16 protein-coding genes are annotated in these 26,009 nt (G+C 51.5%); 12 read left to right on the top strand and 4 right to left on the bottom strand.

The features are described 5' to 3' along the window. Nucleotides 1-110: 110 nt before the first annotated feature. From G477_RS0116970 to G477_RS20715, 3 genes are all read left to right on the top strand, one after another. Entirely contained in the window at nucleotides 111-2,387 is a 2,277-nt protein-coding gene (locus G477_RS0116970; RefSeq protein WP_026698930.1) for an S-layer homology domain-containing protein, read from the top strand. Nucleotides 2,388-2,389: 2 nt separating this feature from the next. After that, complete coding sequence (locus tag G477_RS20115) at nucleotides 2,390-4,369, top strand: S-layer homology domain-containing protein (RefSeq protein ID WP_051288180.1); 1,980 nt, start codon at nucleotides 2,390-2,392, stop codon at nucleotides 4,367-4,369. Between the two features lie 672 nt (nucleotides 4,370-5,041). Then, entirely contained in the window at nucleotides 5,042-6,757 is a 1,716-nt protein-coding gene (locus tag G477_RS20715; RefSeq protein WP_051288178.1) for an N-acetylmuramoyl-L-alanine amidase, read from the top strand. 225 nt (nucleotides 6,758-6,982) lie between these two features. On the opposite strand, the gene G477_RS0116945 is transcribed toward G477_RS20715, so the two are convergent. Beyond that, nucleotides 6,983-7,900 (bottom strand): accessory Sec system S-layer assembly protein, encoded by a 918-nt coding sequence (locus G477_RS0116945; protein ID WP_026698928.1) that lies wholly within the window; start codon nucleotides 7,898-7,900, stop codon nucleotides 6,983-6,985. A 2-nt stretch (nucleotides 7,901-7,902) separates the two neighbouring features. Further along, nucleotides 7,903-10,293: an accessory Sec system translocase SecA2 gene (gene secA2, locus G477_RS0116940; protein ID WP_026698927.1), complete on the bottom strand. Its 2,391-nt coding sequence runs from the start codon at nucleotides 10,291-10,293 to the stop codon at nucleotides 7,903-7,905. A 373-nt stretch (nucleotides 10,294-10,666) separates the two neighbouring features. Here secA2 and G477_RS0116935 point away from each other — a divergent pair, with 373 nt between their 5' ends. The 6 genes from G477_RS0116935 (at nucleotide 10,667) to G477_RS20710 (ending at nucleotide 19,555) form a co-directional block, all read left to right on the top strand. Further along, a complete protein-coding gene (locus G477_RS0116935; protein ID WP_035212321.1) occupies nucleotides 10,667-11,395 on the top strand; it encodes a WecB/TagA/CpsF family glycosyltransferase in 729 nt (242 codons plus the stop codon). Next, entirely contained in the window at nucleotides 11,392-12,975 is a 1,584-nt protein-coding gene (locus G477_RS0116930) for a putative polysaccharide biosynthesis protein (RefSeq protein WP_026698925.1), read from the top strand. The genes G477_RS0116935 and G477_RS0116930 overlap by 4 nt, the downstream gene beginning before the upstream one ends. 18 nt (nucleotides 12,976-12,993) lie before the next feature. Next, nucleotides 12,994-14,922 carry a DUF5693 family protein gene (locus G477_RS0116925; RefSeq protein WP_026698924.1) on the top strand — a complete coding sequence of 643 codons (1,929 nt, stop codon included), beginning with the start codon at nucleotides 12,994-12,996 and terminating at the stop codon, nucleotides 14,920-14,922. Continuing rightward, nucleotides 14,919-15,983 carry a polysaccharide pyruvyl transferase CsaB gene (gene csaB / locus G477_RS0116920; protein ID WP_026698923.1) on the top strand — a complete coding sequence of 355 codons (1,065 nt, stop codon included), beginning with the start codon at nucleotides 14,919-14,921 and terminating at the stop codon, nucleotides 15,981-15,983. Before G477_RS0116925 ends, csaB begins: the two co-directional genes overlap by 4 nt. 221 nt (nucleotides 15,984-16,204) lie before the next feature. Further along, nucleotides 16,205-17,266: a glycosyltransferase family 4 protein gene (locus tag G477_RS0116915; protein WP_026698922.1), complete on the top strand. Its 1,062-nt coding sequence runs from the start codon at nucleotides 16,205-16,207 to the stop codon at nucleotides 17,264-17,266. Nucleotides 17,267-18,796: 1,530 nt separating this feature from the next. Further along, nucleotides 18,797-19,555 carry a copper amine oxidase N-terminal domain-containing protein gene (locus tag G477_RS20710; protein ID WP_026698921.1) on the top strand — a complete coding sequence of 253 codons (759 nt, stop codon included), beginning with the start codon at nucleotides 18,797-18,799 and terminating at the stop codon, nucleotides 19,553-19,555. Nucleotides 19,556-19,647: 92 nt separating this feature from the next. Here the strand turns inward: G477_RS20710 and G477_RS20100 are convergent, their stop codons facing one another. Both G477_RS20100 and G477_RS0116900 read right to left on the bottom strand, forming a co-directional pair. Beyond that, on the bottom strand, nucleotides 19,648-20,658 hold the full coding sequence (locus tag G477_RS20100; RefSeq protein WP_035212320.1) for an LCP family glycopolymer transferase: 1,011 nt from the start codon (nucleotides 20,656-20,658) through the stop codon (nucleotides 19,648-19,650). Nucleotides 20,659-21,076: 418 nt separating this feature from the next. Beyond that, nucleotides 21,077-21,727: a YigZ family protein gene (locus G477_RS0116900; protein ID WP_026698920.1), complete on the bottom strand. Its 651-nt coding sequence runs from the start codon at nucleotides 21,725-21,727 to the stop codon at nucleotides 21,077-21,079. 453 nt (nucleotides 21,728-22,180) lie between these two features. On the opposite strand from G477_RS0116900, the gene G477_RS0116890 reads away from it, so the two are divergent. The 3 genes from G477_RS0116890 (at nucleotide 22,181) to G477_RS0116870 (ending at nucleotide 25,973) form a co-directional block, all read left to right on the top strand. Next, nucleotides 22,181-23,329: a sensor histidine kinase gene (locus G477_RS0116890; RefSeq protein ID WP_026698919.1), complete on the top strand. Its 1,149-nt coding sequence runs from the start codon at nucleotides 22,181-22,183 to the stop codon at nucleotides 23,327-23,329. A gap of 22 nt (nucleotides 23,330-23,351) precedes the next feature. Next, nucleotides 23,352-24,044, top strand: coding sequence for a response regulator (locus tag G477_RS0116885; protein ID WP_026698918.1), 693 nt, complete (start codon nucleotides 23,352-23,354; stop codon nucleotides 24,042-24,044). A gap of 1,080 nt (nucleotides 24,045-25,124) precedes the next feature. Next, a complete protein-coding gene (locus G477_RS0116870; protein ID WP_026698916.1) occupies nucleotides 25,125-25,973 on the top strand; it encodes a DegV family protein in 849 nt (282 codons plus the stop codon). Nucleotides 25,974-26,009 lie beyond the last annotated feature (36 nt).

Below are 26,009 nucleotides of genomic sequence, written 5' to 3'. Positions count from 1 at the left end.
CATGAACAGGCAGTGTTAATAAAATGTAACCTGCACAATCGATTCACTCATGTATAATGAACATTGGAACGATAATTAATTGTTATGGGAATAGGAAAAGGGGAAATGAGATGAAAAACTTACATATACTAGCCGCTTTAACTGCTGGAGCGGTACTGCTTCCTTCTGCCGTTACTGCGGAAGAGCAGCAAGTGGAAGAGCTCTCGAATGGTGTGACATGGGCAGCATGGGAACGCGGCGGGGACGTGCCGCAGTCTATACATGCAATGTCGGTAAATTTGGATGATCCCTATACCGAGCTTCAACTGAGCCTTCCAGACCCATTGAACCGTCTCCGGACAACAACCGATCAGGCGCGGGATCATCATGAGTTGAGCAGCCGGGTTTTGGGTGCGGTAAACGCTTCTTTTTTTGAAACGGGTGGATTGAACCAAGGTATGCCAGCTAACCTGCTAATTCAGGAAGGAGAGCTTCTACGTTTTGGAAGAACCTCTTCCAACGAAGCAGGGTATAACCATCATCTGCAGGCTTTCGGCATGATGGAGGATGGTACGGCTTTGATCGATGAACATAACATGCAGGGGGTTCTTTCTTCTGGTGGGAATTCCTGGGATATTGATGAGCTGGACACTTCGCCGGCTAACGATAGTTTCAACATATACACACCGAATCATGCACTGGATACACCTGGAGAAAACCCTTCAGAATTCCGCCTTGAATTTGTCGTAGAGGATGCTGGTGATTTCTCTTCCATCCAGACGGATAGTTCCTTCAGCGGGACCATTCAAGAACGAAATGAGCGTAACGAGGAAGACAGCCGATGGGAAAGCTCCCATCCTGACATCCCTGAAGATGGTTTTGTCATTTCTGTACATGGTGACCGCATCGATGAGGACTTGGCGGCACTGGAACCAGGGGATGAAGTGGAGTTGTCTTTTAACATAGATGAATATTGGGAGGATGCTTCTTATGTCCTTGGTTCCGGTCCCTTTCTAGTGAAGGACGGCGAACGTCATATCACAATGGATGAAGCTTCTTTCCAGTCCAGCTCGCGGCAGCCGCGGACAGCCATTGGTATTTCAGAGGATGGCAGCGATGTAATGTTTGTCACTGTAGACGGCAGACAGAATGGGCAGGCAGAAGGGTTGTCGATCACCGAGCTGGCAGATCATCTCATTGAGCTGGGTGCGGACCGGGCGATCAACCTCGATGGGGGAGGTTCTACGACGATGGCAGGAATGAAGCCTGGATATGGTTTTCCTGATCTCATCAACACACCATCAGCAGGAAGCGAGCGTGCCGTTTCGACGACACTTCAGGCAGTGGACACTTCTCCCTGGCCTCTACTAAATGGACCGGTGGACGACCTTCCTTATTTCGAAACACCGGAGCGTTTTTATACGGAAACCCTGCGCGGAGAATCATCCGTTCAGGCTTCTGCATCAACGGAGGCGCAGCATCTGGGCGAACCGGGAGTAAAAGTCGATTATGATTTCACAGACGAAGAAACTGGCACAGCTGCAGCCTATCTTCATGCATCAGAACCGGCAGCTTTCGCTGGTGAAGTGGAAGAGATTGGCATGTGGGTGTATGGAGATGGCGGGCAGGAATGGCTTCGCGGTTATGTATATGATGCTGAGGGAGAACGTCATACGGTCGACTTCACAGAAAACGGAGGATTAGACTGGAATGGGTGGCGGTACGTAACAGCTGATCTACCTCAAGGCGTCCCGCAGCCTTATACGCTGAAAACGATTTATGCAGCTCAGACGAATGAGGCGAATAAGCAGGAGGGAACCTTGTATTTTAGTGGGCTGCAGGCCGTGACGGAATCCCGTGAAGTGGCGCGGTTCCCGGATGCAGCTGATCATTGGGCAGCCTCTGCAGTCCTTCGTCTGAATGATCGGGGCACGATAACCGGCTTTATGGACGGCACGTTCCAGCCGGAAGGCAGTGTGACTCGTGAACAAACCGCGGCGATGCTGGTCAGAGAGCTTCAACTTCCAGAGGCAGACAATGACAGAGATTTCACGGATGTTTCAGAATCCAGGATGATGTATGATCATATTCAACGAGCGCAGGAGGCAGGCCTGATCGAAGGTGATCCGGAAGGTACGTTCCGCCCTTCTGATTCGTTGACACGTGCCGAATTGTCGGCCGTGCTCGTCCGGGCGTTTACATTCAGTGGATCTGATGAGACCTCATTTCCAGATGTGAGTGAATCCCACTGGGGGTATGAGGATATACAGCGCCTCGCATCTGCTGGACTTGCAGGAGGATATGAAGACGGAACCTTCCGTCCGGATCGCGCTGTAACACGAGCAGAATTTTCAACACTACTGGATCGGATTGAACAAAGATCTGCTTCAGAAACAGAGGAGGACTAACCATGCTGAAACGAACCATGATGGCTGTGTTGGTGATGATATTATCATTTGGTCTGACCCAGCCTGCTTCAGCTTCATCGTTCAGTGACGTGGAGGGGCATTCCCTCGAGAAAGAGATGAATAAAGCGGTGGAACGCGACATTCTTGCAGGGTTTCCGGATGGCACAGCAAGGCCGGATGAGGCTGTAACAAGAGCGCAGTTCGCCACGTTTTTCGCAAGGGCTCTGGATCTGCCATATCAGCCAGATGAAGGGCGATTCAATGATGTAGACAGCAGTCATACTTTTGCAGAGGGGATTTTTCGAGCCTCTTCCGCAGGGTTGATTCAGGGTTATCCTGATGGCGGGTTTGCCCCGGATCAGGAAATCACACGAGAAGAAATGGCGACGCTGATCTACCGTGCCATGACAAACGTACTCGACATGCCTTCCCAGCAGCTGGAGGAAAGTGTCTTCATTGATGAAGCGGACATCCACTCTTCCCACCGCAGTGCCGTTGAAGCGAACTACTTCTACGGTGTAATCACAGGACATCCTGCAGACGAAGAAGGAACCTCGTTCCGCTTTGCTCCGAAAGACAGCGCAACAAGGGCTCAGGCAGCTGCCTTTATTACGAGAATGCAGGATGCCGCAGCGGATTTCCGTGAAGAAGTTGATCCGCCGGAAGAAGAAGACGAGCCGGAAAGTGAACTGCCGGATGTCGACGACGGTACATACCGCACTGCATCCATTGATAGTGACGGCAGTATTACGGTGCAAGGTTCTTCTTACGACACGTATGAAGAAGCGGAAGCAGCAATGAACAACAGCCGTACGCTGCTGTTGTCCGACGATAGAATCGTCAAAATGGAAGACGGACTTGTTCTCCCGAAACAGGTATCGAATGGGACCGTGAACGTGTATACGGCGCGCAACCTTGTTACATCTAAAACTTACGCATCCGGCAACCGTGCCTTTGGTTCGGAGTTCAATTATCAGGGGGCCGGTCCGGGGTACGTGGAAGTGAGCTATGCTGGAGCATCCGGCTACATGGACATGGATGATGTAGAGTTGATCCCGACGGAGAGAGTAGAAGGTCGAAATCATTATGAAGTATCGGGTGGAACGCTATATCACAGATTGTATAACCCGATTGCTGACTCCTACACGAGCTACAGCTTCGGACCAGCACCTTCTTTTCTCTCAGAAGGAACGGAATATTTGAGTGAAGACGGATCATCGTTCTACACCACCGACGGTTCTTTTGAAGGAGAACAGCCGCAGTATTTCAATAAATTGTCCGTTCACTCCAGCACGAACTACAGTGCGGAAGATCTGGACCGTTTCCTGGAAGAAGCTGCACCTAGTGGAGCCAGCCCACTAGCAGGTGAAGGAGATTCCTTTAAAGAAGCAGAAGAAGAGTATGGCATCAATGCGCTTTACCTGATGGCCAAAGCGATTCATGAAAGTTCTTGGGGACGAAGTGAGATTGCTCAAGATAAGAACAACTTGTTCGGGCTCAATGCTACCGATGAAGATCCTTATGGAAACGCAGATGAATTCCACAGCTTTGAAGACAGTATTTTGTTTGCCGGTATGCACATGAAAGAAACTTACGGCAATGTGGAAAACTGGCGCTTTAGTGGATCGGTGAAAGGCCATAAAGCCCTTGGCTTCAACATTCGTTATGCTTCTGATATGTTCTGGGGACAGAAAATCGCGGGTCATATGTATCGTGCGGATCGTTTTCTCGGCGAGGAAGATTATGCCTCCTATGATCTCGGTGTAACGAACACGTCCGGATTGAACGTCCGCCCCGAAGCGGGCACGTCCCGTGATGCCTTGTATCGATACAGTGATGCTGGCATGCCGGTGATTATCCATGACGAACTTCGCAATGGAAATGCCCTCTGGTATGAGGTGCAGGGGGATAAGCCGGACGCGGACCGAGGCTTCATCCACGGTGCGTATATTGACCGTATGGATTTCCCTTCTTTCCGTTAAAAGAGAAATAAAGTAGAAACCTTACCCTTGACCCTTCTATTCGTCAAGGAGCCGGCTCAAAGAACGTTGGAGCCGGCTCTTTTTTTGCATGATAGAAATGTATAAGTTTTCATACAGTGTGACGGCGGCTCCATTCGCTGCTCGGGAAGAAACAAAGAACGTTTTCTTCCCTCAAAAAGCTTGCAGCGCTTCCGCACGCCGTTCCGACCAAAAGGCGCTTTGCGCTTTTGTTCTTCGTATAGGAAGTATTAGTGTTCATACAAGAAGACCGCGGCTTCATTCGATGCACGGGAAGAAAGAAACCCTCTTGCTTCCCTCGAAAAGCTTGAGGTACACGACGTTCCGGCCAAAAGGCGCTCCGCGCTTTTGTTCTGAGAGATATGTAGGCGGCTTTGTACGCTGACAGGGAAGAAGGCAAAGCCTGTTTTTCCCTTCAACAAACTGCAGCGGCGTAACCCGTTCCGAAAAAGATACTGTGTGTCTAGGTTCTGGGGTATGCTCATTGGCAGAGAACGACGGCATTCTCCGTTTGAAATGGCCGGGAAAGGTGCGCCGTCGATCCGTTGAGAAAGAAGGGGGGTCATAAGGCCCTCTCTTCTGAAAATCTCTTTAATATGCAAAAAAATGTGGTATATTATCATAAGTACAACATTATGGAGGAGGAGGATAAGGATGAGAAAGATCACAATCATATCCTTTCTTGCTGCACTCATTGTTCTGCTTACAGGAATGGTGACGGCGGTCGGAGCAGAATCATCAGAGACCGGCTACGTGCAGGGGTTTGAGGAACTGAACGTGCGAGCCGAGCCGGGATATCAGCCGGAACAGGTCATCGGACAAGTGGAAAGTCGTTCTGCCGTACATATTACAGGTGAATCCGGTGCTTTCTATGAAATTGAGTATGAAGGCGGTACAAGGTATGTATCGAAGGAATTTATACGCAAAGGCTACCTCATTTCTGTGAATGACGTGGAGATCGAATTTGCAGAAGAACCTTTCAACAGAAATAACCATCTTCTGGTTCCGTTTCGTTCCGTGAGTGAAGCACTTGATATTCAAGTGCGTTGGGATAATGACACCCGCCAGGTTCACGCAGAAGACGGCAGTACCAGTGTACGGTTCGATATTGATGCAGAAGCCTCCTATGTGAATGGTGAACGGATTTATCCAGGAGTGGAGCCGGGTATTGTAAATGGACATACGATGATTCCGCTTCGTTTTTTTGCTGAAACGTTTGATGCCGACGTTTCTTACACTCACGATGACCGGTCGGTGGATATTCACCGGGGGGAATCAGCAGAAGAGGATGTCCTTTCTGAAGAGGAACTGAGTGATCAGCAGATCAGTGGGACGGTGGATTCCCATACCGGCCACCTCAACGTGCGGCAGGGACCGTCTGCTTCTACACCACAGACGGGGAGGCTGACGAATGGGGAAGAGGTCACTGTTGAAGCATTTGATAGTGAATGGGTAAGGATCAATGATGGCAGTGGAACCCAAGGTTATGTTCATTCTCACTATCTCCATCTGCAGCATGAGAATGAAAGAATGCGGCTTCTGGGTGCCCCTCAGTGGGATCAGAGTCCTGCACGGAGTGTACTGACGATGCACAAAATCGGTGGCACGTCTGTGTCGGTGACAGAGGAAAGATCAGACGGCCTCAGAATCCGTACGAATGCAACCGATATTGATGTACCTAATGCGGTGCATGCGGCTATTAGTGAAGTTCGTGAATGGACGTCCGGAGGAGATACTTACGTCGATTTCGAACTTGAACCTGATTACCATTATGTCTACCGTGAATCATCCGGGTCGATTACGCTGACATTCCTCCCACCCGGCCTTGAAGGGAAACGGGTCGTAATTGATGCAGGACACGGAGCGGGAGATGCTGGAGCTCAAGCGGGCGGCATGCTGGAGAAAGACATCAACCTGGATGTAAGTCTATACGCACAGGAAATGCTGGAAGCAGCAGGTGCAGAAGTGATTATGACAAGAACAGATGATTACTTCCTCGAACTGCAGGAACGAGCTGAACTTGCGAACCGTGAGTATGCCGACTTGTTCATCAGCGTTCATGCCAATGCCTTCAATGGACAGGCACGCGGCTCAGAAACGTTCTGGAATGCGTCCTACAGCAGTGCACATTCAGAAAATCTGGCGCACAGTATTCAGGATGCGATGGTCAGCCGGCTTGGCACGCATTATCGACGAGTAGATGAAGCGAATTTCAGTGTGTTGAGAAATGCTGAAATGCCATCGATTCTCATGGAGATTGCTTTTATGGATCATCCGGAAGATGCTGAAAAGCTTCGGCGGGATTCCTTCCGCCGCAGCGCTGCGGCGTCGATCGTGGACGGTCTAGAAGAGTACTATCACGTGCGGTAATAAAGGCAGGAGCCTGTCTCTTGAAAAGAAAGCCCTTGAAAGTCGTTATGACTTTCAAGGGCGTTTTCTATTTTTTTAGGTGATTGGAATATATCAGTTTTCATCCAGGACGCGGCTGCTTTATCGGCTTTACGGGAAGCATGAAGAACTTCCGCTTTCTCCATTAAACCTTCGATACTCGCCGTTCCGACCAAAAGGCGCTTTGCGCTTTTGGTCAAACATTAGTTATTGGTCGCTTTTATTTTCCTTTTTAGGCGGGTAAGCCTTCCAGCGAGAGAGATCAGGATTTTCCTTTTTCAAAGAAGAGGAATGGAAAACGAAGTTCCACGGCTTACTCGTGTTCGATTTCACCTGCAGGGGCGGGTCCAGTTTAAACCCACCTGATGCAATGATGTCCCCCTCGGCGTCTGTTACTTCCAGAGGCAGCTGTTCGATATTAATGTTCTTCTCGCCGCCATTCCGGATCAGCAGGGTGACATGAAGGGCGTCTTCAGCGAACTGCGCTTTGAGACCCATGAAATTGACTTCTCCCGGCTTCGGCGCTTCCATGTCATTCACCGCTCTTGTGAGCTTCTGGCGTGCTTCCTGTGCGAGGGATCGTTTCCAGGAGTCGCTCAGGTCGAGCGTGTGCTTTCTGGAGGATGGCTGCAGTTGGAAAGCGAGCTTCCAGCCTGTCTGAGGGATTTCCTCAGTGAACAGATCCTTCGGGGTGAACGTGAACTGCCACGGACGGCTTGCGTTTGGCGGCAGTTCGCCGAGATCACGAAGGTCAAACGTTTTTCGGCCAAGCACACGGTTGTCCTCATCCATTATAATAATAACAGCATCTTCCAGTTTCAGTTTTTTGTTGATACTGTGTCGGACAAAAGCGTTAAACGTGAACGTGCCATTGTCTTCCTGCATGTTCATGCCGGAGAGAGACACCTGGTTCGGCAGCAGCGGCTCACATTCATTATGGAGAAACCGAAAAGCGTACATGTCTTCTTCAGGTATTTTCCATTCTGGATGAACGGAAAGCTGAGGTTCCACACTTTTCGCTTCACTCTCTGCGGACTCCTCAAGGAGCTCTTTAGAAGAGACAGGTGCGTCCTGTCCTTCCATCTGCAGCTGTTCTTTTTGATTCTTTTTGAAAAATGGAAGCATGATTATTTCCTCCTTCTGGATTTTCCTTCATCCAAGGCAGCTTCGGCACGTTTCCGCATTGGGCGCGCTGTCTGCATGGCTGCATCATACTGGATATTGTGGAAGGTTTTCTCGAACACTTCGAATCCTTCCCGCAGGTAGATGCGGAGTGGGTCTTCCTGTTGGTACATCCGAAGGCCGATCCCTTCCTTTAAGCGGCTCATATCATCGAGATGCTGGAGCCATCTCCGGTCGAGGACGAGAAGCAGCATCTGCTTCGTGTCGGACTGAAGGCGGGCATCCTCCTGGTACTGTTCGATGAACATGATGTAGCGCTCCAGGCTCTCCTCTACGAGGGCATCGATGTCGCTCTTATCTTCCATGTCTGCCGGAGGCTGAAGATCTTCATGCGGAAGCATGTGATTCAACCGGATAAAGAGGGTATCCAAATCCCATTCTTCCGGGAGCATGTAATCCGGGCAGAGCTTATCGACCTGTGCTTTCACCGAGGTTTGGATCATCTCGGTGACAAACGCAAGCGGCTGATCTGATTCTAAAATGCTGTTACGCAGTTTGTAGATGACATCCCGCTGCTCATTGATCACATCGTCCAGCTTAAGCGTATATTCGCGCTGGGCATAATGAGCATCTTCACACATACGCTGCACTTTTTCGATAAATTCGGCCGCTTCTCTCTCGTGAATCAACCCCGTTTCATCGGCGGTGAGCGATTCCTGCCACTTTTCAAGTTCTTCCCGGGCAAAGCGTTTCATCATATCGTCTTCGATAGAAACGAAGAACTCCGTTGTTCCCGGGTCTCCCTGTCGTCCGGAACGCCCGCGGAGCTGATTATCTATACGGCGGCTTTCATGCTTTTCTGTCCCGAGTACGTACAGACCGCCCAGCTCATGGACCCCTTCTCCGAGCATGATATCAGTACCTCGTCCAGCCATGTTGGTCGCAATCGTCACCTGCCCTTTTTGTCCGGCGAGTGAGATGAGGTTGACTTCCTGATCCACGCTTTTCGCGTTCAGGATTTCATACGGAATGCCCTTTGTGTCCAGGTATTGAGCTACGGTTTCGGACTGGATGATCGATGTTGTCCCGATAAGGACCGGTTGACCTGTCGCATGTCTTAGTTCAACTTCCTCCGACAGAGCCTGCAGCTTCTGGTGGATCGTATAGTAAATCTTGTCTTCACGATCCTCCCGGATGCGGGGATGATTCGTCGGAATTTCGATTGCCGTCATGCCGTAGAGCTGTTGAAATTCCTGCTTTTCTGTTTTCGCTGTGCCTGTCATTCCGGCCAAGGAAGGGTAAAGGCGGAAGAAGTTCTGCACGGTGATCGTTGCCTGTGCCTTATTTTCTTCTGTGATGGTCAGTCCTTCTTTCGCCTCAATTGCCTGATGAAGGCCATCGCTCAATGTTCGGCCCTCCATGACTCGACCCGTGTACATGTCAACAAGCTTGATTTCTCCTTCTTCCACGATGTACTCCACATCAAGATGGAACATCACGCGGGCACGCAGCGCTTGAATGACATAGTGATAAAGCGTCTGGTGTTCGAGGTCATAAAGGTTATCAATCCCGAATGCACGTTCCACTTTCGTGATGCCGGCTTCGGTAAAGTTGACGGATCGGCTTTCGCGGTCATAGATATAGTCGACATCTTCTTTAAATGAACCGGAAAGTTTGGCACAGACATGGTACAAGTTCGGACGGACACTTCGCTTTCCGGCAATGATGAGCGGCGTTTTGGCTTCATCGATCAACACCGAATCAATTTCGTCAATGATTGCATAGTGATAAGGTCTGCGGCGGACGCGGTCGGTTGTTTTCGTGACCATATTATCCCGCAGATAATCAAAGCCGAATTCAGAACCGACGCCGTACGTGATGTCCGCTTTGTAGGCACGTACCTTTTCCCCGGGGGAAATCCCGTTGATGTTTAGTCCTACGGTCAGTCCGAGAAACTCATGCACCTGCCCGATCAGCTCCCGGTCTCTGGATGCGAGGTAGTCGTTGACGGTGATGACATGAACCCCGCGTCCTTCCAATGCCTTCAAATAGCTTGGAAGAGAGGCGACGAGGGTTTTGCCCTCTCCTGTTGCCATCTCGGCTATGTCGGATTCCAAAAGCGTGAGTCCACCCATCAGCTGCACATCGAAGTGCCGCAGCCCGAGCACGCGTCTGGAAGCTTCGCGAACCACAGCGAAAGCTTCTATCGTAAGGTCATCTACGGTAGTTCCGTCTTCGATCTGCTGTTTGAAGTCCACGGTTTTCTGCTGCAGCTCTTCGTCGGTCAGTTTTTCTATGTCTGGTTCTTTATCGTTAATCTGATCAATCATCTTCCGGTACTTTTTTAGTCGGCGGTCTTGTTCCTCGCCGATGATTTTCTGTACAAATTTCAACATATTGTTCCGCTCCTTCAACCTCTTCAGGTGTTCGTCTATCCAGATCTCTACCATTGGAACATCGTCTAGTATAGCACATGGAGGTCCTTTTTTGTTTCTGCAGAAGAAAAATGAAGCGGTAGATGGATCGGCCGCCCTGTTTAGGAAAATAGACGCCGGTAGTGGGGCCTTCCCGGGCGGATCACGATGCCGGTGATTCCTAAAGCTGGTATAAAAAAGAGGACCGAAGGATGAAAGAGAGCTCATTTTTCTGCTGCGGGGCGGAATTGGGTTCTTCAGGGGGCAGAATGACTATCTCATAGGAACGATTCCCAACACAGCAGAAATTTGTTATGATGCAGAAGAGTTAATAGAGGGATGGTGACCCATTTACATGAAGAAAACGGTTGATGTTTTAGGTATACCGATTGTACATACGACGCTCAACGACCTTGCAGCAGAACTCGTGCGCCGGGCAGAGCAGAAAGAGAAAGCCTTTGTTGTGACGGCTAATCCGGAAATTATCATGAAGGCAGAAGAAGACCCGGCCTATAGAGAGAGCTTGCTGGCTGCGGATTTTGTGACTGCTGACGGGATTGGGGTCGTGAAGGGAGCAGAGCTGCTCGGATCACCGCTTCCAGAACGGGTGGCTGGCTTTGATTTATTTATGCGTCTCTTAGCGACGGCAGATCATATGCAACAGTCTGTCTATTTTCTCGGTGCAAAGGAAGAAACGCTTCAAAAAGCACTGGCCGTTGTACGCGAGGAGTTCCCCGGGATTGAGATTGCCGGAAGTCATCACGGCTATTTTGACATGGAAGATGATTCCATCGCCAAGGACATCGCGGAAAAACAGCCGGACTATGTCTTCGCTGCACTCGGCCTCCCCAGGCAGGAAAAATGGATTGCGCAGTACTCTCCGTCCTTTGACCACGGAGTATTCATGGGGATCGGCGGCAGTTTTGACGTGCTCGCCGGTGAGATGAAGCGGGCACCGAAAATCTGGCAGAAGCTTCATGTGGAGTGGCTGTATCGTTTGATGGTGCAGCCTTCCCGGATTAAACGGATGGGAGCACTTCCGCGGTTTGCGGTCCGTATCATGAGAGAGAAGCGGAAACGATGAGCCAGAGCTTTGTCAGAGGGGCGCTGATCATTACTGCGGCCTCGCTTGTGTCGAAGCTGCTCGGCAGTTTGTTCCGTATCCCGCTGCAGAATATCGCAGGGGACGAAGTGTTCGGCATTTTTTCCATTGTCTACCCTGTCTATATGGCGGTTCTGATTTTATCGGTGGCCGGCATCCCTCTGGCTGTATCCAAGCTGATTTCAGAAGCGAGAACAAGAGGATCAGAAGACGATGTCCGGTCGATTTATGTGACGGGGAGTATTCTCGCTTTCACATTCGGAACCGCGATGTTCCTTCTGATCGCCCTCCTGTATCAGCCGATTTCACACCTTCTTGGAGGAACCTTCACTGCACCGGCGCTGATTGCCGTCTCGGCGACGCTTTTGATTGCGCCATACATGGCTGTTTACCGCGGGTATTTTCAAGGATTTCAGGATATGACGCCGACAGCCGTCTCTCAGGTGATTGAGCAGTTTGTGCGAGTATTCTTCATCCTCCTGTTTGCCTGGATTCTCGTGGTGCAGGGATACAGCGCCCCGGTGGTAGCGGGTGGGGTCATGATCGGCTCGATTATTGGCGCGGCGGCCTCTCTCTTTTATCTGCGCTGGACGTTTGTGCGCAGGGGCATGCGGCCTGCTGCGCAGAGCAATTACACGTGGCAGACATACCGGAGGTGGACGAAAACGATTCTCGTTATGGCGCTGCCGATTTGTGTAGGTGCACTGGCTATGGCGCTCGTTAACTTTATTGATTCGGTGACGGTTCCAGGGCAGCTCCGGGCTGCCGGTGCAGAAGAGCTGGACATTGCTTCCCAGTTCGGTTATTACGGACGTGGGATTGCCCTCGTTCAGATTGCCGTCGTGTTTGCGCAGGCCCTGATTTTACCACTGATTCCGGTCATTACTTCGTCGCTGGCGGCCGGCGACCATGCTCGGACAACCCGGGTGACAGAGCAGGCCATGAAGTTCATGCACGTCACGGCTTGGCCTGCGGCAGTGGGCCTGACTGTTTTAACGGTTCCCTTGAATCTCGCTCTGTTCGGCGATACGATGGCAGGCAGCGTGCTTGCTGTCGTCCACGTTGGTGCAGCAGCGACCTCATTTGCCGTCCTTACTACTGGAATTCTGCAGGGGTTGAATAAACAGGTACTTTCCGCAGGCATTGTGCTGGTAGTTTCCCTGTTTAAGATTCTGCTGAACATTGTGCTGATTCGCTATTTCGGTCTGATCGGAGTAGCCTGGTCAACACTTGCGGCCTACATCCTTCTTTCAGGGTGGAATTTGTATATGATGAAAAGGACGGTTCGTTTCCGTATGACCGGCAATCGGGAAGGACGCATTCTTCTCGCTGCACTGTTAATGGGAGCAGCCGTAGGAGGCCCGCTCCTGGTTCTGGATCCGGCCGACTGGACGAGAACCGCAGCACTTCTCTACAGCTTAGGTGCTATAGGTGTTGGCGGCGTGCTCTACAGCGGCATGCTGCTCTTCTTCCGCGCGCTCAGCGCGGATGAGCTGCGCCGGATTCCGGTCATTGGAGCAAGACTCGCTCGTACTGTCGGACACCAAGATGAACAGAAGTAGATGTAAAGGAGAGAGTTCATGAATATAGTAAAGTGGCTGTGGATCCTTCTTCTGATCTGTATGGCTGTATCCATCCCGTTTTTGTGGGAAAGGGTTGCCGTAGAAGAAGGGAACGACTCGTATGAGATCGTTATTCCATATGATGATGTGCTGAGTCTTGCTGAAGATTCGGAAATGACGGAGGAAGAAGTGTTTCATTCTGTATCCAACCAGGTGCAGTCTGTCGCCATAGAGCCGTTGACCATGAGTGACCTTGTCTCGGAGGATCTGCTGGAGCTGGTCGACGAGGATGAACTCATTCGTGATTTTGATGTAGATCGGGAAGACCTCCCGGACCATCGTGCTTATTTCGTAGAAGTGATTGATCCCGATCATCCATATACGGAGCCGATCCTTGAGGTGCTGAACTATACAAGAGATGAAGAGACGACGGTTGAAATGATTGATATTGATGGAACGGACTTCCTGTATATGCCGTATGCTTCTCCAGGCGTTTTTCAGGAAGCCATCACGTTTGATCAGGAAGCGGTTGAATCTATTGAAGAGGCTGGCTTGAAGCCGCTGCCAAGGCTGGATAATGAATTCGCTGCCGAAGTCGAAGATCATATCCTCTACTCCCAGCTGGCAGACATGGAGTTGGCGACGCACCTTCTCTTTGCCGGTAATGAAGTCACTGGTGCAGGAGAGCCGGAAGTCATTGAGCAGCTGGCTTCCTACATGAATGAGCTGGAACTGAATACGTTCACCATTGAATTTAACGATCAGCAGGGAATGAATACGCTGGCGCAGCAGCTGGAGCTCTATCCGAACAGGCTCTTGAGTGAATCGCTCGGAAGCGGCTACCGCATGGAAGATGACCCGTACCACGATTTGTTTGGAGCACCGTATGAAGTGTTTCAATCTTCCAGGGCGGTAGATGAGCGGAATGTCGATGCGTTGTTTTTTAACCTGCTCGTCCGAACTCCGGACTTTGCGGAGTTCTATGATTCACCACAAGAAGCGAGAGAGCAGCTACAGGAGTTTCTAAGCATGACAGAAATGGTGCATAATCGGATCGATCAACCGACTGAAGGTGCGCAGAGTTTTCCCTCTTTCGACAGCCCTCAGTGGTTTGAAATGATTATTTTTGCAGCAGCAGCAGCTTTTACAGGAATCGCAGCTTCTTTCTTTCATCCGAAGCTGGTCATTCCTGCAGCTATCTCTGCTCTTGTCGTTTTCTGGGGCATTTCACTGCTGCAGATCGATCTGCTGCTGAAAGGAATTGTGCTCTTTCTCAGTATCGCAGCCCCAACCTACGCGATTTTGAACATGAAGCAGCCAACCGATACGAAGGGGGTGGGGCTGGAGTTCATCAAGGGGGCAGGAACTGCGCTCGTCGGTGCCTGGTTTGTCGTGACGCTTCTGTACGGCACCGACTATATTGCTCACTTGGATATGTTCCGAGGCGTGAAAGTCCTTGCCGTAGCACCGCTGCTTCTTGCTGGTGCGCTCTTTGCGGGGTATGCTTGGATGAAGCTTCCGGTTAAGTTTTATCATCTCGTATTGATAGCCGCTGCGGCGGGAATTGGATTCTTCTATGTTACACGTACAGGCAACACGGGGATTGCCCTTCCTTATGAACTGGAAATTCGGCAGGCGATGGAGAACCTCTTCTCTGTCCGGCCGCGTACGACGGAATTTGCTTTCGGTATACCACTGCTCGTGCTGGGATTGTATATGTGGAAAGACCAGGTTCGGTATGCTTCCTTTCTCCTTCTCGGTGGAGCGGTTGCCTTTGCTTCCATGGTAGGGACGTTTACACACCTCCATACACCGCTGCTTGTTTCTACTGCACGGACGCTGCTTGGATTAGGGATAGGAGTTCTTGGCGGTGTCATTCTGATCGGGGTATATCTTCTTGTGAAAACATGGGTCATCCCATTTGTGAAAAGGAAGGTGAGAACATGAATAGTATTGTTTTGTCAGGTTATTTCGGTTTTCAGAACACTGGGGATGAAGCCATTCTCGCCTCGTTGATTCAACAGATTCAGAGGGTAGCCGGCAACGCCGAAATCACGGTACTGTCCAATGATCCTGAGGAAACACGCCGTACGCACGGCGTGCAGGCTGTCAACCGTTGGAAATTCGGAGAGGTTTATCAGGCGCTCCGGGGAGCAGACAGGCTTATCAGCGGCGGCGGAAGTTTGTTTCAGGATCAGACAGGGCCGAAAAGTGTTGTGTACTACGGGGGTGTCATCAAGCTTGCCCGATTAGCGGGTACGCCGGTGACCGTATTCGCTCAGGGGATTGGACCGCTCAACAGCAGAGCATCCCGTGCAGCCGTAAAAAACGTGATGCAGCGCACTGACGATATCTACGTTCGGGATGAAGCATCCAGGCAGCTGCTCAAGGATATCGGTGTTACAAAAGAAGTGAACGTCGTTCCAGACGCCGTTTTTGCCTGGGAGCCATCCATTCCCGCTGCGTCCTATGAAGCACCTTATGTTGCTGTATCCGTTCGGGACTGGCCGAAAGCCGACCGACATCTTCAAAAAACGGCGGAAACGCTCGACGCCCTGATTGATGAGGGACACCGCATTGTATTTGTACCGATGCACGGGGAGGCGGATGCAAAAGCATCTGCGAAAGTAATCTCCTACATGCATCATACTGGAACGGAGCAGGGGCCGTTTATAGCTGATGCAGGAATGACGACAGAAGAAACGTGGTCGATCATCGGTCATGCGGACATGCTGATCGGTATGCGTCTGCACGCCTTGATTTTCGCAGCCGCTGCCGGCGTTCCATTCACCGCACTTTCCTATGACCCGAAAATTGATGCCCTTGCAGCGGCCGCAGGACAGCCAGTGGCCGCACATGTAGAAGCGTCCGACTGGACTGCCGAGGATCTTACCGCAGCGGTCCTCTATGGATTGGATCATGCTGCCCAACGACGGAAAGCACTGGAAGCCTTCAAAGAAAAAGAAAAAGCGGCCTCCCAAAGCGCTCTTCAAGGCCTGCTTTCATAGGCGGAAGACCAGTTGGAACGAAGAAGTGAGTCGTTCGTCCCTTTTATCTCTGCCAGAAAAACGGTAGACTGCAAGATGGAGTATGAAAAAACAAAAATTGTTTTTCATAAAAGGTGTAACGTCCGGGATCGTTTCAACGACTCACATAGCGGGTGCGACACAAAACCATCTACAACAACGAATAATACATCAGGAACTATTGAGACAGGGGAGTGACCTAGTTGGACTATATTCTCACGTTTATTGCCTGCTTTATTGCAGCCGTTCTGCTTACGCCCGTAGTAAAAAAACTAGCAGTGAAAATCGGAGCGACAGACCAGCCGAATCAGCGGAAAGTGCATCAGCGGATCATGCCGAGACTCGGCGGACTGGCGATCTATTTCAGCTTTCTGATTGGTATTGCTATCACGATGCCGGAAAGTCCATATCTCTGGCCGATCCTGATTGGTGGTACAATTATCATTATTACAGGCGTACTGGATGACATGTTCGAGCTGTCGGCGAAGATCAAACTGCTCGGACAGATCGGTGCAGCGGTCGTTGCTATCTACGGAGGCATTTACGTGGAGTTCATCAACCTTCCGTTTGACACGATCTGGCAGCTGGGCATCTTTGGACTGCCGCTCACGCTGCTCTGGATTGTCGGTATCACGAACGCGATTAACCTCATCGACGGCCTGGACGGTCTCGCTGCAGGTGTGTCTGCGATCGTTCTTGCAACGATCACGACAATCGCTGTGATGGACGGAAACTTCTTCATCGTAGCGATGGCTTCGATGCTGCTTGCTTCTACTATCGGATTTCTTTATTACAACTTTCATCCGGCCAAAATTTTCATGGGCGATACAGGGGCCTTGTTCCTCGGCTACATGATCGCTGTCATCTCGCTGCTCGGATTTAAGAGTGTCACGCTCTTCAGTCTCCTTATTCCGATCATCATCCTCGCGGTACCGATTTCGGACACGTTGTTCGCAATCATCCGCCGCATGGTGAACAAGCAGCCGCTGTCAGCACCGGATAAGTCACACATGCACCACTGTTTTCTGCGTCTTGGGTATTCCCACCGCGGAACCGTGCTCATGATCTATGGCATTAGTGCTTTCTTTGCACTCGCTGCAGTTGTTATTTCGCAGTCGACTCTTTGGGGAGCGCTTGTATTGACGCTCATTGTGCTCTTTGCAGTCGAACTGCTGGCGGAGCGTGTCGGACTCGTTAACACAGAGTACCGTCCGATCCTGAATATCATGGACCGCATGTTCGGCATCAACCGAACGTCCCCATAACGACCAAAAGCCAGTCCGGAAAACCGGGCTGGCTTTTTTGCATGAGAAGAATGTATTCTTGTCTGCTAAGGAGACAACGGCTTCGTGTGCTGCACAGGAAGACAGAAGACCCTCTTTTCCCTGCAAAATCTGCGGCGGCTCTAACTTTCTTTCTGACCAAATGCGCTCTGCGCTTATGTTCCTTGCTGGATAAAGGGGAATAGAAACTTTTTGCATGAAAGGCTGCTAGTGCTGGTATTACGTATGCGTGAAAGAAATCGTACCTGTTAAGAGAAGCGCGCTTTTTCTATTCCTCAAGCAAGCTTGAAGATAGGGGGCTTAATGCAGGAGTAACTTCCCTGATAGTCAAGGCTGCACTTCCTGTTGGAAAGGCGAAGAAGCTCCTTACTAGGAAAAGCGGGTCGCTTCACGAAAAAAAGGAGACGCCTGCCTGCCTGAAACGGGCGGATAGCAGACGCAGGCGGGACGCCCTGAAGAAAAAAGGAGCCACCGGCTTGATATTGAGCCGGTGAACGACCAGAACACGACGCTCTCGGGCCGTTTTGGGACGGTCCACTCTGCGATTTGAGCCACGCCTGCCAAAACGTAAACGGAATCGGATCAGCCTTATGCCACTCTTGAAAAAGTTTGACGGCTTTTTGGCGTTCCCGAGAAGATGCGAGAGATCAGCGACGGTCTACATGCGACGAGTAAGCGCAGGAGCAGGCGGTCTGCATGTGACGAGGAAGCGCAGGAGCAGGCGGTCTACATGCGACGAGGAAGCGCAGGAGCAGGCGGTCTACATGCGACGAGGAAGCGCAGGAGCAGACGGTCTACATGCGACGAGTAAACGCAGGAGCAGACGGTCTACATGCGACGAGTAAACGCAGGAGCAGACGGTCTACATGCGACGAGTAAACGCAGGAGTAGCCGATTGAAATTCTTTCGCGGGAGGTGCAATGCCCTGTTGCTGTACTTATTACCTTCCGCAGCCTCTTTCGTAGATGCGTTCAGGGGGAGAAATGGGTTCTCATTCACATGTTGGGCTGATTAGGTTCAGGAATGCTCAAACGCTTTTCAAATGGCGGACCTATGATTCTCTTTGAAAAGAAAAAACAAAAACGAACCCTTTTCAGGAGTGAAGGGCGGCGACGCCAGAGGGATCAAGCGCAGTCCGAAAATCCTCCTCGCAACGCGAGGAGAGTGGAGGACAAGCCACTTGGCAAGCGTCCGCCTGAAACGGAAGAAAAGATGCCACGGAAATGAACCTCTACCCCAACATTTATTTTAGAACCGAGAAATGCAGGAAAGCATATAGAGGACAACTCGATACATGCTCCTGACCGGCTTTTTTTATTGTACTTCATAAAAAGAACTTCGGGATGCACCGGTGTGAGAACCTCTAATGTGATGGGTATAAAAGTCGGTGCTGCGTCCGGATGCTCGTTTTATATTTGAGAAAACAGGTCCATTGGTTCATTTGTCAATTGGAAGAAAGGAGAACAGGGGGATCATGGTATAATAGGTGATATCATCCAAGGGGGAATCAACATGCGTTTAATCACTGCCGCTGCTGCAGGTGTTTTTCTGCTCGGTTTTACAAACGGGGCCGGGGCTTCAGAAGTGACGATTGAAGTGAATGAGAAACAGGTAAACATGGAGGAGGCACAGGGGCCGTTCATCGAAAATGGGGTCACCTTCGTCCCACTTCGAAGTGTATTTGAAGAAATGGGTGCTTCGGTGAGGTGGGATGGTGAGGCGAGAGATGTCCATATTTCCTATGAAGATACGAGGGTACATGCTCCAGTGGGCAGCTCCTCCATGTTCGTGAATGGAAGCGAAGAGACGCTGAGGGCACCACTGCAGATTGTCAATGATCGAACAGTACTGCCTGTGCGCGCTCTGGCACAAGGAATAGGTGCCCAAGTAGGGTGGGACCAGGCTTCAAGAACGGTAAGTATCAATATGCCGGCAGCCGAGCTACCTTCCGTAGAAGGAGACCTGATCGATGGAGAAAGATACGTACTTGAGGAAGACGATGGTATCTACGAGGTGAGAAACCTTGAAACGGGTGAGGTCACAGCCGCTTATATCGGAAACGGGCGGATGTCTTTGTTTTCTGAACGAGAAGAAGATATGCTCGCAGCAGGAGAGTTGGCAGTAGAACAAGGTTTTCCGTTAACGAGGGAAGATTTTGCTGCTATTGAAAAGCAGCCGCGGGAGAGTGATTGGCAGGAGATTTCAGGTGCTGTAGAAGTCACCTATTATGCATTTGGACCCCAGAGTACGCTGCTGTGGCGTTCGCTGTAACCAGTCGAACCATATTTCAGCTGCCGCTGAATCAGATGAAAAAAGCGCCGGCCCTGAGTGTTAAGGGGAACGGCGCTTTTTACGTGATGTAGTTAATCAGCTGGTCCGCTGCCGAGATCTCGTTCGGCTTCTTCCAGACCGAGATGAATACGCAGTTTTTCAGAGATGTCTTCGACCGAAGATTCAAGTGGATCGAAGTAATAAATGTTGTTCATCGATGTGCCTTCGCCTTCCAAGTTGATCATCTCGATATTCTCCATGCTAGACGCATAACTATGCATACCGACAATATCGTTGAAAGATAGGTTTGTCTTCATATGATCTTCCAGGCTTTCCATCACATCATCAAATCGAGTAATCGAGCGGAACGAAGCTCCTTCGCGCAGCAGTGATTCCATGACTTCCTGCTGACGCTCTCCCCGGCCAATATCTCCGCTTGGGTCATGATCACGCATTCGCGTATAAGCAAGCGCCTGCTCTCCGTCGAGCACTTGCTCGCCTTCTACGATTTCGACAGCATCCTGGTTATCCTGGCTGTCCATCTCGGTAAAAGCAAAGTCGGAATCTACCTCGACCCCATCAAAAATATCCACAATTTCCATGAACGACACGAAATTCAAGGTGACGAAGTAATCAACTGGTACATCGAGCATCTCCTCGAAAGTTTCCACGGCCAAATCTACGCCGCCGAAAGCATGGGCATGATTGATTTTATCAGGGCCTCGGTCAGGGATATCTACCAGTGTATCACGAGGGATGCTAACCAGCTTGACCGATCCTTCTTCCTGATTGAATGTCGCAAGAATATTAGCATCTGTTCGGCCGCTCAAATCACCATCGCGGTCATCAACACCCAAAAAGAGTATAGAGATGTTGTCGTTCGATGGATTGACAGCATCTTCCCGAATTTCCGAGCGGTCTCCACGGTCCAGCTCTTGGCTTGCACTGGTGGTCACGTTGTTTACTTGTGTCAGCACATAGGCGACAATACCGCCGGCTATCAGGAGAGTGATGGTAACCAAGATTAACATTGTTTTTACAAAGCGCCGGAAAGGGGATTTTTTCTTGCGATCCCTGCGCTCATCCATACGGGATTGGTTCATAAAAGGTGCTCCTTTTTTGCTTCATTATTAGCTATATACCATGATAACGTCCAATGTAACAGACGCTCTTTACCAAAGATAGGTTACAAATCTATTCCATTCTATATGATAGCGTGGTGGAAGTAAATATGCATAATGGCAGAAGGGGGCTTTTTCCAATAAAAAAGGTGCTCTTTTTTTGAACGAGAAGAAAGCGGTGGCCGCTGCGGGGAAGTGTGGACAATTGGAGGAAATTGTGACCAAGCTGCGGCCAAGTGTGGACAATTGGAGGAAATTACGACCAAGCGGCGGCAAAGTGCGGACAATTGGGGAAAATGACGGCTGCACGTCCCCAAAATGAAGCCGCTCGTCAGCGGTCCGTTCTCTTTCGACAGAAAAACCGCCGGGAAGCCATCCCGGCGGCGCTGCTGTTGTTTTTTTACGACCGGCCTGGAGGGTCGAGATCCGTTTCCAAATAGCCGGCGCCGTCGCGGGATAAGGTGACCTGGCCGTTCGTCAGGTTCTGCATCCAGCTTTCGTACGTTTCTTCGCCGCCGGCGGGCACCCAGCATGTGAGGCGGACCTGTTCCTCGTAGGCAATGTCTTTCAGCGGGTAGTCGGAATTGCGGACTTCGTTTTCGACTTTTCCAAGCAGGCTGTAGTCGAAAGCAGCGGAGAGCTTTGTCATCAGCCGGCGCTCCACCATGCCTGTTTCGTTCAGTCCGGTCGTTACCGCTGAGCCGTATGCACGGATCAACCCGCCGCCGCCGAGTTTGATGCCGCCGAAATAGCGCGTGACCACCACGCACGTGTCTTTGAGGCCGCGCTTCTTCAGCACTTCCAGCATCGGCACGCCGGCTGTGCCGGAAGGCTCTCCATCGTCGTTCGCTTTTTGAATCTGATCGTGCTCGCCGATCAAGTACGCCGAGCAGTTGTGCGCGGCATCGGCATGCTTTTTCTTAATTTCCGCAATAAACGCCTGCGCCTCTTCCTCTGTCGTCACCCGCCGCACGTAGCAGATAAACCGCGACTTCTGTACAGTCATCTCTCCCTGTCCGGACGGATGGACCGTATGGTATACCGAAAGCATGTCGAAACTCCTTCCCCGCAATCTCCGGCCAGCCGGAAATGTTGTTGACGAAAGTCCTCTTTTTTCACCGGACCTGCCCGCAGCCGATCCGAATCCCGGAAAGTGGCTCTTAAGTCTGATTGTAAAAAAATATAGAAATGTCGATTAAATGCGGTAAAAGACCTCAATATAGGGTATGATGATTTATAAGCTCATGTCAAGCGGCGGAAAGTACCGTTCTTATCTTTCTACTTGACCAGCGCCGCAACTTTAGAGAAAATAGGAAAAAGGCTGTATTTTCGTGTTGATTTCAGCCAGCGGATTCCGGGCACTGACCGGAATGCAGGGAACATTCCTTTTTTTTGTGATAAATGAGGAAGACGACCCCCGCAAAACTGCGGAGAAGCACGAGTCAATGGATGCAGTCATTTCGGCATAACGCCGAGAAGTTACAGATCGAAGGAGAGGGTGGCAGTGAGCTCCCTGACGGATATGGAAACAATCCTCTCCGGCATGATGGATACCGTCGAAGCCAGCAAAGAACAGATATTCACCATCGGAGAGGACTCCAGGGAAGAATATGAAACGCTGAAAAACGAACTCGAAGACATTAAAACGGAAGTCGTCCGTATTATTGACGAAAGTGAAAAGATGGACGATCACTCCCGTTTTGCGAGAAACCGTCTCGCAGAAGTAAGCCGCCACTTCGAGAATTTTTCTGATGAACAGGTGCGCGAAGCTTACGAGCAGGCCAATGATTACCAAGTCAAGCTGGCCGTGCTGCAGCAGGAAGAAAAGCAGCTCCGCGCGAGGCGCGATCATATTGAACGCCGGCTCATGAAGCTCGAGAAAACCATCGAGCGGGCCGACCAGCTCATCAACCAGATCAACGTCGTCATTAATTACCTGACCGGGGATCTGCAGCAGGTGAGCGAGATGATCGCGGATGCCGAGCAGAAACAGGAATTCGGACTGCAGATTATTCAGGCGCAGGAAGAGGAGCGCAAACGGCTGTCCCGGGAGATTCACGACGGGCCGGCGCAGATGATGGCGAACGTGGCCCTCCGCTCCGAAATTGTCGAACGTGTCATTGATAAGCACGGCGTCGAGAAGGCACGCGAAGAGATCCGGGATATGAAGCGCATGGTCAAGGAATCGCTTGCCGAAGTGCGCCGCATCATTTACGATCTGCGTCCGATGACGCTGGATGACCTCGGCCTCGTGCCGACACTCACAAAATATTTAAACAATGTAGAAGAACGCCACAGTATCAACATTGACTTCAAACAGATGGGAAGAGACATCCGATACCCTCCCCAGATGGAGGCGGCGATTTTCCGCTTCGTGCAGGAAGGCGTTCAGAATGCGGTAAAACACGCAGCGCCGAAAACGGTCACCGTGAAGCTCGACGTGAAAGAGAAACTGATCACTGCCGTCATTAAAGATGACGGAAAAGGGTTTGACACCTCCGCCACGAAAGAGAACAGCTTCGGCCTTGTCGGCATGAAAGAGCGCATCAACATGCTCGAAGGGAAAATCAGCATCGACTCCACCCCTGGGAAGGGCACCATCATTCTCGTCCAGATTCCGATAGAAAGGAACGATGAAGATGCAGGCATTTAAATTCAACCAGGAGGAAGATAACATGGAAGACAAACTACGCATTGTACTCATAGATGACCACCAGCTTTTCCGCGAGGGTGTAAAACGCATTCTATCCATGGAGGACAGCTTCGACGTCGTCGCGGAAGGCAACGACGGTAGCGAAGTGATTGACCTCGTCCGCCAGAACCAGCCGGATGTTGTCCTGATGGATATCAACATGCCGGAGATGAACGGCATGGAAGCGACGAAGCAGCTGATCGAAACGTTCCCGAACGTCAAAGTACTCATCCTCTCGATCCACGATGATGAAACGTACGTGACGCACGTCCTGAAAACCGGTGCGGCCGGCTACCTGCTGAAGGAGATGGACACGGAAGCGCTCATCGAAGCCGTGAAAGTGGTCGGCGAGGGCGGCGCCTACATTCATCCGAAGGTTACCTTCAACCTGATTAAAGAATACCGCCGCCTGGCTTCCGATGGCGGAGGCGAAACCGAAGTCGGCTTCCGTGAAGTCGAATACCGGCGTCCGCTGCACCTGCTGACACGCCGCGAATGCGAAGTGCTCCAGCTCATGACCGATGGCAAGAGCAACCGCGCGATCGGCGAAGCGCTTTATATCAGCGAAAAAACAGTGAAAAACCATGTCAGCAACATCCTGCAGAAAATGGGCATGAACGACCGCACGCAGGCGGTTGTCGACGCCATCAAAAACGGGTGGGTCCGCGTCAACTGATGCCGGTCCCCGCCAGCACGGCACCGTCAGAAGCACCGCTTCTGCCGGTGTTTTTTGGTTTTTACGAAAGTAGAAGATGTCCTATGACGGTGGCAGGCCTCGCGCATTGTCCGCGGCAGCCGGAGAAAGTGCGGGGGCGGGGAGGTGAACGTAGGTGTGGCTCAAAACCCGGGCGAAGCGTCAGCATGTCTGGCAGAAGCGGCTCAAAGCAGTTGCGAGGTGGCTCAAAAACAGCGGGATGGCTCAAATTATCCGGCGGGCGACCTGCATGCGGCGCCATGCCGCCCGCCTCGAAGAGCAAAGTGGCCCAAACGTTTGCTGAAGCGACGCGCTTTTGGAGCAACCGCAGCACAAGCGTCGATAACCTGGTTTTCGCCGGCTGCCGTAGCAGCCGGAGACCGGAAGGGGTTAGGTGGATGAAGGGCTGACGGTATCGGGGGCTCAAAACCCGGGCGAAGCGTCAGCATGTCTGGCAGAAGCGGCCCAAAGCAATCGCGACGTGGCTCAAAAACAGCGGGGTGGCTCAAAATATCCGGCGGGCGACCCGCATGCGGCGCCAGACCGCCCGCCTGACAGAGCAAAGCGGCTCAAACGTTTGGTGAAGCGACTCGGATTTGGATCAGCCGCAGCACAAGCGTCGGTGAGCTGGTTTCCGCCGGCTGCCGTGGCAGCCAGGAACCAGAAGGGGTTAGGTGGATGAAGGGCTGACGGTATCGGTGGCTTAAAACCCGGATGAAGGGTCGGCATCTCGGGCAGAACCGGCTCAAAGCTGTCGCGACGTGGCTCAAAAACAGCGGGGTGGCTCAAAAAAGTCGGAAAGCGACGCGCTTTTGGATCAGCCCCGGCAAAAGCAAGGATCACCTCATTCCCGCCGGCTGCCGTGGCAGCCGGAAACAGTGCAGAAGATGCCATTTTCCCCTGAGGACGGCGCCGTGCTTTTGTTCCAAGAAGACAGGCTTCTTGCCACGTCACTGCATTACCGCGGAAAAACATAGACAAGCCGCATGCGGATTGATACGATGAAAGGTAGACAAGAATATGGAAATGACGACAGCAGAAGGAAAAAAGGAGCCGCTACATATGACAAAAACAGCGATTGTGACCGACAGTACCGCCTACATACCACCCGACATGCGGGAAGAACGCAGCATCACGATGGTTCCTCTCAACGTGCACTTCGGGGAAGAATCGTACCAGGAAGAATGGGACCTCACCACCGACGACTTTTATGAAAAAATGAGGCAGGCCGAGACGCTTCCAAAAACGTCGCAGCCGAGTATCGGCCTGTTTGAAGAAACGTTCCGCAGCCTCGGGGCGGAGTACGATGAAATCATCGTGATCACCCTTTCGAGCGGGATCAGCGGCACGTATCAGACTGCTGTAGCCGCTGCGGATATGGTCGACGATCTGCCGGTGCACGTCTTCGACTCCGGCATCAGCTGCATGATTCAAGGCTTCTACGTGCTCGAAGCCGCTGCGCTTGCGGCCGAAGAAAAGGAGCCTGCTTTAATTCTCCGCCATCTGGAAGAAAAGCGGCAGCACACGCGTGCCTACTTCATGGCCGATGACCTGAGCCACCTTCACCGGGGCGGCCGCTTAAACGGCGCGCAGCTGTTCATCGGATCCATGCTGCAGATCAAGCCGGTCCTCCATTTTGAAGACAAGAAGATTGTGCCGTATGAAAAAGTGCGGACCGAGAAAAAGGCAGTAGCGAAAATCAAGAAACTGCTCGACGAAGGCCTCAAGGACGGAACGCCGGCCCATGTTGCCGTCATCCACGGCAACTGCCCGGACAAAGCCGATGCGCTGCTGGATGAACTGCAGCCGGCCTATCCGCACGCGGTCTTCTACAAAAGCTATTTCGGTCCGGTGATCGGGACGCATCTCGGCCCCGGAAGCATCGGGATCGGCTGGATGCCGAAAGGATGAGCGCGAGCAGCGCACCTGCTTCCACACGACCGCCGG

It is taken from the genome of Alkalicoccus chagannorensis DSM 18086, from assembly GCF_000429725.1.
In the GTDB taxonomy this organism is placed as follows: Bacteria; Bacillota; Bacilli; order Bacillales; family Salisediminibacteriaceae; genus Alkalicoccus; species Alkalicoccus chagannorensis.
This window is presented reverse-complemented; position numbering and strand designations above follow the sequence as displayed.